This window comes from Sedimentibacter sp. MB35-C1, from assembly GCF_030913635.1.
Lineage (GTDB): Bacteria > Bacillota > Clostridia > Tissierellales > Sedimentibacteraceae > Sedimentibacter.
Map to the genome: position 1 here is coordinate 2,657,267 of NZ_CP133188.1, position 13,405 is coordinate 2,670,671.

Sequence of the window (13,405 nt, forward strand, 5' to 3'; positions counted from 1 at the left end):
TAATACATAGCAAGCGTCACAATACATTGTTTATATCCACTATGCATACAACCTAAACATAAATTATTATTTTTATCCGAATAGTAATCAATAGTTAAGTGTTAATTACCGTTCGATATAAAATCCAGTAAAATTTCGGGTCTAATATTGTTAATATTAGGCAAACAAAAAATAGGCCGCTGTATTCAGCGGCCGTATTAATAAAAATGTCGTTATCTGCGTTGCTTTTATTTTACAACTATGTTGTAAATTTTACCAGGAACATAAATTTCCTTAACTTGTGTTTTTCCTTCAAGATATTTATTAATATTTTCATCGCTAACAGCCAATTTCCTTGCAGTTTCCTTATCAGCATCTTTGGAAATAATAATTTTGCCTCTTACTTTTCCACTTACCTGAACAGGAAGTTCAATTACATCATCAACTGTTTTTTCTTCGTCCCAAACTGGCCAGCTTGACCGGTTTAACATTCCTCCGAAGTTCATTTCTTCCCAAATTTCTTCGGTTATATGTGGAGCAACCGGGTTTAACAGAGTTATAAAGGACTTCAATTCTCCTCTTGTTATATAGCTATCTGCCATTACCTCATTAACAAAGCTCATCATTGCAGCTATAGCTGTATTGTACTTCATGGCTTCATAGTCTTCTGTTACTTTTTTAATTGTCTTGTGCATAAGAGAAATATGCTTTTCTGAATATCCCTCTTCTTCAGTTGCAATTTCCTGAAGCTTCCACGTTCTGTCAAGGAACCTTTTACATCCTTTAACGCTTGAGTCACTCCATATTGCATATTTTTCATAATCGCCTATAAACATTATATATGTTCTCAGCGTGTCTGCACCGTACTCTCCAATTATATCATTAGGATTTATTACATTTCCTCTTGATTTAGACATCTTTTCACCGTCAGAACCGAGAATCAGCCCTTGCGCTGTACGTTTTGCATACGGCTCTTTAAATGTTACTGCTCCTATGTCATAAAGGAATCTATGCCAGAATCTCGAATAGATCAAGTGTCTTGTAACGTGCTCCATTCCGCCGTTATACCAGTCTACAGGTCCCCAGTAATCAAATTTCTCTTTAGAGGCTATGGCATCATGATTGTGTGGATCTATATATCTCAGGAAGTACCATGAAGAACCTGCCCATTGAGGCATAGTGTCAGTTTCTCTCTTTGCATCTTTACCGCAAACAGGGCACTTAACATTAACCCATTCAGATATATTAGCCAACGGAGATTCTCCTGTTTCTGTAGGCTGATAGTTTTCAACCTCCGGCAGTGTAACCGGCAGCTGATCTTCCGGAACAGGAACCATCCCGCAATGAGGACAATGAATTATTGGAATAGGCTCTCCCCAATATCTTTGTCTGTTAAACGCCCAGTCCTTCATTTTATAATTCGTTTTTGGCTCACCTAGTTTATTTTCTTTTATATATTCTATTATTTTAGCAATAGCTTCTTTAACTCTAAGACCGTTTAACAGGCCGGAGTTAACCAATATTCCGTCGTCAACATCTGTGTACGCTTCTTCCTGTACGTTTCCGCCCTCAATAACTTCAATTATAGGAATGTTAAATTTCTTAGCAAACTCCCAGTCTCTTGTATCATGAGCAGGAACACCCATTATTGCTCCTGTTCCGTAACCCATCATTACGTAGTCCGCAACCCATACAGGCACTTCATCTCCGGAAAACGGATTTACAGCTGTAAGTCCTTTTATTTCAACGCCGGTTTTATCTTTTGCCAGTTGAACTCTTTCAAATTCTGTTTTCTTTCTAGACTGCTCCTGATAGTCATGAATTTCATCCATATTCTTTATTCTTGAAGCATATTTTTCAATAAAAGGATGCTCAGGTGCAATAACCATAAACGTTACACCAAACAAAGTATCCGGTCTGGTTGTAAACACTCTTAACTTATCATCCGTATCTTTCAGTTTAAAATCCACTTCGGCTCCATATGAACGTCCTATCCAGTTTTCCTGTTCAAGCCTTATTCTTGGAAGAAAATTAACTTCATTAAGCCCATCTAACAGTTTGTCGGCATATTCTCTGATTTTTAAGAACCATACATCTTTTTCAAGCTGCACTACCTCGCTGCCGCACCTGTCACATACTCCGTTTTGAGATTCTTCATTTGCAAGAACAACTTTGCAGCTGTTGCAGAAGTTAACATATGTCTTGTCTTTGTATGCCAATCCGCGCTTAAATAGTTGCACAAAAATCCATTGTGTCCATTTATAGTATTCAGGATCCGTTGTATCAACAGTTCTAGACCAGTCAAAAGAGTACCCTGCCGCCTTAAGCTGCTGTGTGAACACTTTAATATTTCTGTCTGTTACAACTCTTGGATGTATGCCTGACTGAATTGCATAGTTTTCAGTTGGAAGCCCAAACGCATCCCATCCTATTGGGAAAAGAACATTGTAACCTTCCAGCCTTCTCTTTCTTGAAATCACTTCAAGAGAAGTGTATGCGCGAATATGCCCAACGTGCAGACCCACTCCAGAAGGATACGGGAATTCTACCAAACCATAGAATTTCTCTTTATCAGAATTATCTTCTGCTTTGAATATTTCTTTATTTTCCCAAATTTCCTGCCACTTTTTTTCAATTACTCCGGGATTGTATGATTTCATTTTTACCTCCATAGTCAATTTAATTTTAAAAAAATCTGAACTTCTCTGTTTCTGCTCACAAGAAGTATAATTGTGGACCAATAAAAAAACAGCCCTCTCCCACTCTGGGACGAAGACTATCCGCGGTACCACCCATTTTAGGCATATGCCTCACTCTATTATGTAACGGTTTTATCCGTTTGAAACTACTTTGTTCGCTTCAAATACTCATGGACGAGTTCAGTTCTCATACTGCTGCCTTGCACCAAACGGCAGCTCGCTAAAAGTATGTACAAACCTAATGCTTCCAGTCACAGTAAATTATTCACTTTCTTTCGTATTATATCAGAAGCGATTTTCTTATGCAACACCTAATTTTCAAAATACAATTAAAAATTGATTATTTAAAAATTTTATGATAAAATTCATTTGTAAATTCAAAATAGAGGTTAAATATGGAACTGTTAAAAAAGCACAAAGATACGGTTATATACATTTTTACATTGATATTTTCACTTTTGTTTTTATTAATAGGATACACTTCTAACAAATCAGATTTAAGTGCCCTTAAAGAACAGACATCTTACAGAGCAAAAGTCCTATCTGTGGAAGAGATTAAAGAAGATCAAATTGACTACGGATATGAAATGATGGCCACTAAATCAATTCGATTTATTGCGCAAATAAAAAACTATGACTCCGGTAATGATAAAGTCGAAGCTTACCAATTTATTGACGAAGCTGTCGGAATTAATCCCAAACAAATTGAAGTAGGTGATGATGTCTTAATATCTCTTCTTAGCTCAAGAGAAAATGTTGAAAAAAACGTGTGGACTTTCATAGAATATTATAGAACAGATTCACTAATAATTATTGCTGCGTTGTTTTTTTCGTTGCTCATACTGTTATGCAAAAGAAAAGGAATTAATACGATTGTATCATTAATTATAACCTGCTTTTCCATTTTCTTTGTTTTCGTACCTTCGATATTAAACGGTAAGAACATTTATATTTCTTCAATTACAATTTGTATATTCATCATACTTTCAAGCATGTTAATCATAAACGGCGCTCACAAGAAGACTTTATGCGCAATTGTTGGGAACTTAGGAGGCCTTGCTGCTGCCGGAATACTCTCGTATGTAATCAGCAAAATGCTGAACCTAACGGGAATGATAGACCAAGATTCCATATTCCTTTTCATGGTTAATACCGAAAACCCTATAGATTTAAAGGCTATACTGTGGGGCAGCATTGTAATAGGCTCATTAGGAGCGATTATGGACATCTCCATGTCAATAGCTTCTGCTATAAATGAGCTTTCCGAAAATATTGAAAATAAAAGTTACAAAGTATTCCTAAAATCTGGACTTAATATTGGACAAGATTCAATTGGAACAATGACAAACACTTTAGTGTTGGCCTATATTGGGAGTTCATTATCTATAGTTCTACTGATGGTATTATATAACAATGATTTTTTGCAGCTTATAAATCTTGAAATGATAGTGTTTGAAATATTGCAGGCAATCATAGGAAGTATGGGGATACTTCTTGCCATCCCCGTAACTTCCATATTTTCAGCATATATTTTTAGCAAGTATTAATCCTTGTACATCCTAGAATTAAATTCATCTAACAGACTTAATTTATCTGAGAGAAATTCGTTAATGTTATGTTCTAAAGAGCCGGGTACTGACTTATAAATTAGTATTTCGGCTTTTTCTAAAGTTTTCTGTGCATTTTCTCCACATCTTGGTGTAATCAAAACCTTGACTCCATTATCCGCAATAACTTGTGAAGCTCTTATTCCCGAAGCTCCCTGGCTTAAAACTGCACTGTTATCCAAAAATTCACTTTCCTTTGTTACACTGTTATATAAGAGATAATACGGAGCGCGTCCATAACTTTCATATAACTCTGAACCCATGTCTTTACTCTTTGCAGGTAATGCAATTTTCATAAAATACCTCCTACCCTTCTTGTTGACTAATCAAAATCATGTAGCTCTGCTTCAATGTCTTCAACTCTCTTTTTTAAAATTTCTTTTTGTTCCAAAAGAAATTCTTTCCTAGTTTTATAACCATTAAAGCATCCAATTCCGTAACCATAACCGCCGCAGCCGCCTCTTCTGCCGTAGCCGTTTCTAAAAAATCTTTTTCCATAATTAAATCCTTGGTTAACTGGTCCTGTTCCGTCTCTTCCTGGCATGATAACCCTCCTTTTATTATTGACATATGTCATTTATAATTATATTATACTTCTTTATTGACATATGTCAATAACTTTTTTATTTATTTCAAGAAAAAAACTGCTATTGCTAGCAGTCTATACTTCTTCTTTATTATGTTCGATGTTACATCGCCGCCTCCTGCACGCATTGCTACAGAAGTTTCCTTCACCGTTGCAAAGCTCGTAGTCTCCGCCTTCTATTCTCAGAACTTTTCCTTTAACCAAAGATTCCGCAAGCTTGCTTCTTGCATCACTGTATATACCCTGTACAGTTGTGCGAGCTACATTCATCTGAGAAGCACACTCTTCTTGAGATAATCCCTCTAAGTCAATCAGTCTTATGGTTTCATATTCATCAATAGTCATAGTTACAAACATGTTTCCTTTAGCATGAGAATCAAGAGGTCCAAATCTACTTGAGTCTGGGAGGCAGCACACCTTTCTCCATTTTCTTGGTCTTGGCATAATTATCTCTCCAATATATATTTCTAATGTGTATCTCTACAATTATATTACTTTTCCAAAATTTCTGCAATACCATTAAATAAACTATCGTCGCAAAGTTCAACCAATCCTTTATCAATTGATACGGCAACTTTAGGGTCTATAGGAATCTTTGCAAGCACTTCTAAATTATGCTTCTTAGCAACTTCTTCAATATGGCTGTTTCCAAATATTTTATGTTCGCTGTTGCAGTCAGGACATTTGAAATATGACATATTTTCAATTACTCCTAAAATAGGAACATTCATATTTTCCGCCATCTTAACCGCTTTTTCAACAATCATTGAAACCAGTTCCTGAGGTGACGTTACAACTATTATACCGTCCACCGGAATCGACTGAAATACTGTAAGAGGAACATCTCCTGTTCCAGGAGGCATGTCGACAAACATATAGTCTATATCCTTCCAAATAACTTCAGTCCAGAATTGCTTTACTGTTCCGGCAATTATTGGCCCTCTCCAGATTACAGGGTCTGAATCATTTGCCAGCAAAAGGTTGATTGACATTATATCAATGCCGGTCTTGCTTTTTACCGGAAGTATTCCATGATCATTCCCTTTTGCTTTTTCTTTCAGACCGAAAGCCTTTGGTATTGACGGTCCTGTTATATCTGCATCTAAAACAGCAACGTTGTGATTTCTTCTTTTCATTGTTACAGCAAGCATCGAGGTAACAAGAGACTTTCCTACTCCTCCTTTTCCACTGACAACTCCTATAACTTTCTTTATGCTGCTCATTTCATGAGGCTTTTCCATAAAATCAAAAGGCTCTTTTCTGCTGTCGCAGTCTTGACTGCATGAACTGCAGCTTGAATTACAATTTTCACTCATCTGTTTACTCCTGTCGTATATTTACTAATGTATTTTTTATTAGCAACATATGTTCATTAAAAAGATTATATTCCTACTGACTTCATATGTCAATAAACATTAAATGTTACTTAATTCCTTTAACAAAAGATCGTCATAGGTATCTAATCCTGAAACTTGAGCCGCTAATTCTGTAAGAGGAATTATGTCTCCTCTTTCAATAAATCCAAGTTTAAATTTTCGATTTAACGCCATAAGCTGCTTAAGACCTGCTGAAACTCTGCTTATATATGAATAAACACCTATAGCACCGCCTGATATTTTATCAGTATTATCATAGTACATTTTCAATTCTCTTATCCCTGCAAAAAGCTCATTTCTTTCCGAACCGAACCTTTTATATTCTTTGGTAACTATGCCCTGAGACAATAATTCATCAACTTGTTTCCCTGACATTGCAGCAGCCATTGCAGCTCTTCCTACTGCAACAAAATTTACAACGGGAGCTCCAAGCGCAAGTCCCTTGAAAATATGATCTTCTGTAGCAAACCCTCCGGCAATGGCAATTTGAGGTAGTTTAAAATTTTTATATTTCATTCTGCTTAGCAAATTGTAGAGCATACTTTCAAGATAAACAGTGGGCATGCCCCATTCATTCATCATTTTAACAGGGCTGTTTCCGGTACCTCCACCGGCTCCGTCAAAGGTAATCAAATCCACTCCTGCTTCTGAAGCAATTTTTATAATCCTTACCAAGTCTTTAGGGTCAAATGGTCCAGTTTTAAAGCATATGCGCTCGGCACCTAATTTTCTTAATTCTGCAACTCTATTAATAAGCAATTCTTCGTTCCATATAGGAAGTTTCCCTATTTTTTCAAATATTTGTCCTTTGCCTTTTTTGTAATTTTCCGCTATATTAGGATCTTCAGGATCAGGATACACAAGGTAACCCATTTTTTTTAATTTTACAGCATCATCTATATCCTTAACTGCTCCCATGCCTTGAATTCCTTTTGCTGCCTGCCCAAACTTTAATTCAACAGACTTCACGCCCAAGCTTTTTATTGCATAATCAAGCACGCCTAAATTTTCATCATCATAATTTGCCTGTAGAATTATATCTCCATATCCTCTGTAATATTCTCTAAAAGAATCCACCATTTTCATAATTAACGGAGAAGAAACAACTTTCCCGTTTTCAAGCGCCAGCTCTTTGTCCTTTGCTACAACATCCTCTCCTATAACAACGGGAACCCCTGCCAAGGCAGCACCAGCATAGTAGTCTTTCCAATTCAGCTTAGCCATAGCGGGAAGAATTATAGGTGCATTCATTTTTACTTTCTTCGATAACCCAAAACTCGTCTGAATATCTACTTTCGGATAAGTTGCGGAATCCGCATTTTCTTCACATCCATAAGCTCCGAATACTTTCCCGTTTATATTGAAATGTGAAAAGTCAAGCGGATATCTCTTTTCTGACGCAAATTGATTTTTATCTGTTTCAAAGGGATAAAGAGCCTCACAACCTCTTATAGCAGATAACCCGATTTCACATGGACCTATACAATTAGCTGTACAGACTGCACACATACCAGAATATTCCGAAACGTTTTCCGGAGTTCTTACTGCTGTATGTGTCAACGTGCTTCCTAATGATGGACTAAAAGACATATAATACCTCCTAATTATTAATTGTATAATTATATTTTACTACTTTATTGACATATGTCAATAATATTGTTTGCAATTCTTTAAGAAATTTAGTTCATGGTAGAATTACTTTTACCGTCGTGATCCTACAGCTATTGTAACCAAGTCACGGAAACAAAATCACAATTCTAAATATAATGTGAATTATTGATTAAATTTGAAGGAGAGAGTATGAACAAAACGACTAAAAATTATTACATCAAGACAAACAGAATATTTAATCCTGTCAGAAAATACGGCTGGATAATAACTGTGCTTGTGGCAATAGGAGGCTTATGGGAACCTAAATTAGGACTGGTAGTGCTTCTTATAATGGGAGGACTTATTATTACATCTTTCTTCAGCGGAAGATATTGGTGCGGTAACATATGCCCCCATGGGAGTCTGTTTGATAAAATAATACTACCGTATAGCGCAAATAAGAAAATACCGGGATTTTTCAAATCAAAATTTTTTATCATTCCGTTTTTCCTTTTTTTTATGTTTAATTTCATAAGAAAAATGATTATGATTTTAAATTCTTGGGGAACTTATGATATTTTAGATAAAATAGGCGCTTTGTTTTCAAACACATACTTAGTTGTTCTGATTGCTGGCGGAGCTCTTGCAATATTTGTAAATTCAAGAACATGGTGTCAATTCTGCCCAATGGGAACAATGCAAAAAATCTCGCTTGGATTAGGAAGAAAATTAGGCATCGCAAAAAAAACAGAGAAAAAAATTACAATTTCAGATAAATCTAAATGCATCAGCTGTGGAAAATGCTCTAAGGTCTGCCCGTTTCAGCTTAGCCCATACCTTGAATTTTCTGACAAAAACCAATTTGACAACATAAATTGCATTAAGTGCAATACATGTGTAGAAAACTGCCCTTTAAAAATACTATCACTGGAAAAGGAAGACAAATCAGCCGCATAAACAAAAATAATGAGCAAAAGCCGGACCTCCGGCTTCTGCTCATTATTTTATTTATAGCATAAATTCTTGATATCAATTGCTTTTTTTGTTATAATACGTAATGTTACACTAAAATAATTTAAAAAGTCATGCTGTACTGCATGATTCTTTACATACTAAGGAGAAAATAATGGGTGTCCTTATGCTGTTTTTCACATCAATTGGATTATCAATGGATGCGTGTGCCGTATCAATATCTAACGGAATGTGCTTCAATAAATTCGAAAAAAAGCAGATTTTATTAACCGCATCTGCTTTTGGTTTCTTTCAGGCTTTCATGCCTATATTAGGGTACTTAGTAGGATCAACCTTCAGCGAAGCTATTTCTTTTTTAGACCACTGGATTGCATTGATACTTTTGGGATTTATCGGAGGAAAAATGATTGTTGAAGCATTGAAAGAACTTAAACACCCAGAAGCATGTCTAAACGTCGAAAAATTTTTAACCTTTAAAACATTATTGCTTCAGGCCATCGCAACTAGCATTGATGCTCTGGCAGTAGGAATCGGATTCGCTGTAATAAAGGTTAATATTGTAAACGCTGCATTATGCATCGGCATTATCACATTTATAAGTTCAATAATAGGTTCAAATCTCGGCAAAAAATTCGGAGAAATGTTTAAGCAGAAAGCTGAATTTTTAGGCGGCTCAATATTAATACTAATAGGGTTAAAGATCTTTATAGAGCATGTTTTTTTCAGCTAAGATTATTCTCCTAAAAAGGCCACAAAAAAATTAGGGGGAATGCCCCCTAATCTATATTAACAAAATTACTTAATAAATCTTTAAAAAATATAATTATTTGACCGAACCTAAATTGTGTACTATTAAGGGGTCACTTCACTCCGTCTACAGAATCAACACCAAGAACTAGTTAATTTTAATTGGGCTTGTTTAGCATTTTAACATTAGTCACAATATCCTTGTGCAATAGCACTTAAATCAGGTTTAACAACTCTTAATGCATCAAAGTCTCCGTCAAAGTCAACGCCTTCTACTACCATTTTATATTCACAGCAATCTGAGCAAGGTCTATCACAGAATGTTACTGTAAATGGTTGACTCATTTCTACTTCTAACTCATCAATATCATTCTCAATTTCAAGTTCATACAAATATCTCCAACTTTGAATACATTGTTTATCACCATTACAAATTCTTATTAACTTAAATAGCAAATCAACTTCTATTTCGTGTTCAGAACCACAATCATCCTCAACTTCAAAGAAAATAAGACTTGAAAATTCAATTTTAACAATAGGTTTATTTAAGCAAGTAGTATCTACTATCAAGCGATCCAATACAAATTTTTGATCATCTTCTACATCGCCATCATCAATTTCAAAAATTGCATCACTAGGCCTGATTCCACATTCTAAAATTGTGTCTCTCTTCTTTGGACACTTTTTACAGCAGTCAAATTTATCTTTTTCATAGGAGTCAAAATTATCTTGTTCACAGCAGTCATTTTTATATTTTATATTAGGGTAATATCTTCTATTTTCCATAAAGTTTTCCTCCATTTAGATTATGAGATTGTCTCATGTTTTATAGTATGAAGCTTATCCAATTCTGTTCATGAAAAATAATAAAAATTAAAAATAAATGTCCCTTATAAACTTTAGGGAGTAGGTGCTCAATAACAATGCGTATTGTAGAATAAAAGGCCCTTTGATATAATCGTTACGTCAAAAGGTCTTGTAGTTATTATTCAGTTTCAGGGCTGTTGGTACAAGCACTTGGCAGACACTCTGACCAAGTGCTATTACTACAAGCCAGATATGTAATCCATGCAACTGCTAAAAATAACAAAAAGTATGCCCACTAATTGAGCGTGCAACGTTAATAGCAAAACCCGCATTTCAGCGGGTTTTCATATTGTATCAAATAGTTTTTACTATATAACAAATTTTTCAATCTCTTGACAGTCCAAAATTATCCATAGCCCTGATAATATGAAGCTTCATCGCTATTCTGGCTCCGTCTGCATCTCTTTTTTTTAAATGATCCATTATTACTCTATGATCTACTAAAGTATCATCATTTGCTTTACATTTTTCTTTGGAAAGAATCACACCTTTGTATATACCCTGATTAATTATAGGCATAAGCCTGTTGATAAAATCATTGTGTGTTGACTTAGCAATACTATTATGAAACAACTGTTCCTCTTCTGTTCTATCTTCACCATTTCGAATTTTATTTTCGATCAACTCTCCATGATAAAGAATTTTTTCGATTTCCTTGTCTGATGCTCTCTTAGCCGCATAGTAAACTATTTCAGGTTCTATAATCAGCCGTATCTCCATTAAATCTTTTAAGCCGATCATTGCAGTCATAGAATCGTCCAAACAAAAATCATCTCTCAGATTCTGCATCGGCACTACATATGTCCCCTTGCCTCTTTTTATTTCAAGAATATTGTGCGTAATTAAAATTCTTATTGCTTCTCTTAGAGTTGTTCTGCTAATTTTGAGTTCTGCAGAAAGATCATTTTCATTAGGCAATTTATCACCGGGTAAGTATTTTTTCTTCACAGTTATCATATTTAATATATCTTCAGCAGCTTGTTCTGATAATCTTTTGCTATGCAATGTAATCCTACCTCCTAACACTTAACTGATATCATCATAACCTTTTTTATGAAATTTTACAAATTATTAATATTATTTTTATGTTTTTGTCAATATGCAAAATATAAAATTAGCATGCATAAAGAACATGATTTATCATTGACATAATACAACGCTTATGGTAATATTACGTCAATAAATTTGAATTGATTTTAGGAGGATTCTATGAGAAGTGATCAAGTCACCAAGGGAGTTCAGCAGGCTCCTCACCGCTCCCTTTTTAACGCCTTAGGTATTACAAAGGAAGAAATGAACAAACCTCTAATAGGAATAGTAAGCTCATATAATGAAATAGTTCCCGGACACATGAATTTGGATAAAATTGTTGAAGCCGTTAAAATGGGAGTCGCTATGGCAGGCGGTACCCCCATCGTGTTTCCTGCTATAGCAGTATGCGACGGGATTGCAATGGGACATGAAGGAATGAAATATTCCCTGGTTACAAGGGATTTAGTTGCAGATTCAACAGAAGCAATGGCTATGGCTCATTGTTTTGACGGACTTGTTATGGTACCAAACTGCGATAAAAATGTACCAGGGTTGTTAATGGCTGCGGCAAGGATTAATATCCCTACAATATTTGTAAGCGGCGGAGCAATGCTTGCAGGAAGAATTAGGGACAAAAAGACAAGCCTTTCAAGCTTGTTTGAGACCGTTGGAGCATACAATGCAGGTAAAATTACACTTGCTGAAGTCGAAGAATATGAAAACAAAGCATGTCCTACTTGCGGTTCATGTTCAGGTATGTTTACTGCAAACAGCATGAACTGCCTTACTGAAGCATTAGGAATGGGGCTTAAGGGAAATGGAACAATTCCAGCTGTTTATTCAGAAAGAATCAGACTTGCAAAACATGCAGGAATGAAAATAATGGAGCTTTTGGAAAAGGACATAAAACCAAAAGACATTATGACAAAAGAAGCATTCATGAACGCTTTGGCTGTAGATATGGCTTTAGGTTGCAGCACAAACAGCATACTGCATCTTCCAGCCATTGCATATGAGGCAGGAGTTGAATTAAATCCGGATATTGCAAACGAAGTAAGTGCAAAAACTCCAAATTTATGCCACCTTGCGCCGGCAGGAAACACTTATATTGAAGACCTTAACGAAGCAGGCGGAGTCTACGCCGTAATGAATGAACTAAATAAAAATGGACTTCTCAATACAAACTTAATAACATGCTCCGGAAAAACCGTAGGAGAAAACATTGAAGGCTGTATTAACCTAAATCATGATGTAATCAGACCGATTGAAAATCCTTATAGCAAAACTGGCGGAATAGCAGTTCTTAAGGGGAATCTTGCTCCGGATACATGCGTAGTTAAGCGCTCCGCCGTCGCACCTGAAATGCTGGTTCACGAAGGACCCGCAAGAGTATTTGACTGCGAAGAAGATGCTATAAATGCAATTAATACAGGCAAAATAGTGGCAGGAGACGTTGTTGTTATTCGCTACGAAGGCCCTAAAGGAGGCCCCGGCATGAGAGAAATGCTTAACCCTACTTCAGCAATAGTCGGAAGAGGACTTGGTAACAGCGTTGCCCTCATCACAGACGGGCGATTTTCCGGTGCTACAAGAGGCGCATCAATAGGACACGTATCACCTGAGGCAGCTGTTGGCGGAAATATTGCCCTCGTTGAAGAAGGAGACATAATTAAAATAGATATAACTAAAAATAAAATAGATTTTATAGTATCAGATGAAGAGCTTGAAAAAAGAAGAGCAAAGTGGCAGCCGAGAGAGCCAAAAATTACAAAAGGCTACCTTGCAAGATACAGAGCATTAGTCACATCAGGTAACAGAGGAGCAATCCTTGAAGTTCCAAAATTCAAATAAATAGAAAATAAAATGCCGGAATTGTCATGACGAAAATATTATGTTATTGATAATTCCGGTAAAATTTAATGTAAGCTATATAATGACAAGTGAAAACAG

Annotated in this window: 12 protein-coding genes and 1 other annotated feature; of the genes, 4 read left to right on the forward strand and 8 right to left on the reverse strand. The window is 35.8% G+C overall.

The features are described 5' to 3' along the window. Positions 1-227: 227 nt before the first annotated feature. Complete coding sequence (gene leuS / locus RBQ61_RS12700; protein ID WP_308137683.1) at positions 228-2,639, reverse strand: leucine--tRNA ligase; 2,412 nt, start codon at positions 2,637-2,639, stop codon at positions 228-230. A gap of 102 nt (positions 2,640-2,741) precedes the next feature. Beyond that, positions 2,742-2,942: a binding site (T-box leader), on the reverse strand. Positions 2,943-3,073: 131 nt separating this feature from the next. Between leuS and RBQ61_RS12705 the strand changes: the two genes are divergently transcribed. Next, positions 3,074-4,225: a YibE/F family protein gene (locus RBQ61_RS12705; protein ID WP_308137684.1), complete on the forward strand. Its 1,152-nt coding sequence runs from the start codon at positions 3,074-3,076 to the stop codon at positions 4,223-4,225. On the opposite strand, the gene RBQ61_RS12710 is transcribed toward RBQ61_RS12705, so the two are convergent. From RBQ61_RS12710 to RBQ61_RS12730, 5 genes are all read right to left on the reverse strand, one after another. Then, entirely contained in the window at positions 4,222-4,581 is a 360-nt protein-coding gene (locus RBQ61_RS12710) for a NifB/NifX family molybdenum-iron cluster-binding protein (RefSeq protein ID WP_308137685.1), read from the reverse strand. The two genes, RBQ61_RS12705 and RBQ61_RS12710, sit on opposite strands and share 4 nt — an antisense overlap. A gap of 26 nt (positions 4,582-4,607) precedes the next feature. Beyond that, positions 4,608-4,829: a DUF5320 domain-containing protein gene (locus tag RBQ61_RS12715; RefSeq protein ID WP_308137686.1), complete on the reverse strand. Its 222-nt coding sequence runs from the start codon at positions 4,827-4,829 to the stop codon at positions 4,608-4,610. 117 nt (positions 4,830-4,946) lie between these two features. Next, entirely contained in the window at positions 4,947-5,315 is a 369-nt protein-coding gene (locus tag RBQ61_RS12720) for a DUF134 domain-containing protein (RefSeq protein WP_308137687.1), read from the reverse strand. A gap of 47 nt (positions 5,316-5,362) precedes the next feature. Beyond that, positions 5,363-6,187, reverse strand: coding sequence for an Mrp/NBP35 family ATP-binding protein (locus RBQ61_RS12725; RefSeq protein ID WP_308137688.1), 825 nt, complete (start codon positions 6,185-6,187; stop codon positions 5,363-5,365). Between the two features lie 99 nt (positions 6,188-6,286). After that, positions 6,287-7,837: a glutamate synthase-related protein gene (locus RBQ61_RS12730; protein ID WP_308137689.1), complete on the reverse strand. Its 1,551-nt coding sequence runs from the start codon at positions 7,835-7,837 to the stop codon at positions 6,287-6,289. 210 nt (positions 7,838-8,047) lie between these two features. Between RBQ61_RS12730 and RBQ61_RS12735 the strand changes: the two genes are divergently transcribed. Next, a complete protein-coding gene (locus tag RBQ61_RS12735) occupies positions 8,048-8,794 on the forward strand; it encodes a 4Fe-4S binding protein (protein WP_308137690.1) in 747 nt (248 codons plus the stop codon). A 169-nt stretch (positions 8,795-8,963) separates the two neighbouring features. Further along, positions 8,964-9,539, forward strand: coding sequence for a manganese efflux pump MntP family protein (locus tag RBQ61_RS12740; protein WP_308137691.1), 576 nt, complete (start codon positions 8,964-8,966; stop codon positions 9,537-9,539). Positions 9,540-9,742: 203 nt separating this feature from the next. Here the strand turns inward: RBQ61_RS12740 and RBQ61_RS12745 are convergent, their stop codons facing one another. Further along, a complete protein-coding gene (locus RBQ61_RS12745) occupies positions 9,743-10,342 on the reverse strand; it encodes a DUF4489 domain-containing protein (RefSeq protein ID WP_308137692.1) in 600 nt (199 codons plus the stop codon). Between the two features lie 405 nt (positions 10,343-10,747). Continuing rightward, positions 10,748-11,434 carry a FadR/GntR family transcriptional regulator gene (locus tag RBQ61_RS12750; RefSeq protein WP_308140119.1) on the reverse strand — a complete coding sequence of 229 codons (687 nt, stop codon included), beginning with the start codon at positions 11,432-11,434 and terminating at the stop codon, positions 10,748-10,750. A gap of 198 nt (positions 11,435-11,632) precedes the next feature. Between RBQ61_RS12750 and ilvD the strand changes: the two genes are divergently transcribed. Continuing rightward, a complete protein-coding gene (ilvD, locus tag RBQ61_RS12755; RefSeq protein ID WP_308137693.1) occupies positions 11,633-13,306 on the forward strand; it encodes a dihydroxy-acid dehydratase in 1,674 nt (557 codons plus the stop codon). Positions 13,307-13,405: the final 99 nt, after the last annotated feature.

Excerpts from the sequence above, each read along its gene's own strand:
- leuS (WP_308137683.1), bottom strand. The coding sequence starts at position 2,639 with ATGAAATCATACAATCCCGGAGTAATTGAAAAAAAGTGGCAGGAAATT.
- RBQ61_RS12705 (WP_308137684.1), top strand. The coding sequence starts at position 3,074 with ATGGAACTGTTAAAAAAGCACAAAGATACGGTTATATACATTTTTACA.
- RBQ61_RS12710 (WP_308137685.1), bottom strand. The coding sequence starts at position 4,581 with ATGAAAATTGCATTACCTGCAAAGAGTAAAGACATGGGTTCAGAGTTA.
- RBQ61_RS12715 (WP_308137686.1), bottom strand. The coding sequence starts at position 4,829 with ATGCCAGGAAGAGACGGAACAGGACCAGTTAACCAAGGATTTAATTAT.
- RBQ61_RS12720 (WP_308137687.1), bottom strand. The coding sequence starts at position 5,315 with ATGCCAAGACCAAGAAAATGGAGAAAGGTGTGCTGCCTCCCAGACTCA.
- RBQ61_RS12725 (WP_308137688.1), bottom strand. The coding sequence starts at position 6,187 with ATGAGTGAAAATTGTAATTCAAGCTGCAGTTCATGCAGTCAAGACTGC.
- RBQ61_RS12730 (WP_308137689.1), bottom strand. The coding sequence starts at position 7,837 with ATGTCTTTTAGTCCATCATTAGGAAGCACGTTGACACATACAGCAGTA.
- RBQ61_RS12735 (WP_308137690.1), top strand. The coding sequence starts at position 8,048 with ATGAACAAAACGACTAAAAATTATTACATCAAGACAAACAGAATATTT.
- RBQ61_RS12740 (WP_308137691.1), top strand. The coding sequence starts at position 8,964 with ATGGGTGTCCTTATGCTGTTTTTCACATCAATTGGATTATCAATGGAT.
- RBQ61_RS12745 (WP_308137692.1), bottom strand. The coding sequence starts at position 10,342 with ATGGAAAATAGAAGATATTACCCTAATATAAAATATAAAAATGACTGC.
- ilvD (WP_308137693.1), top strand. The coding sequence starts at position 11,633 with ATGAGAAGTGATCAAGTCACCAAGGGAGTTCAGCAGGCTCCTCACCGC.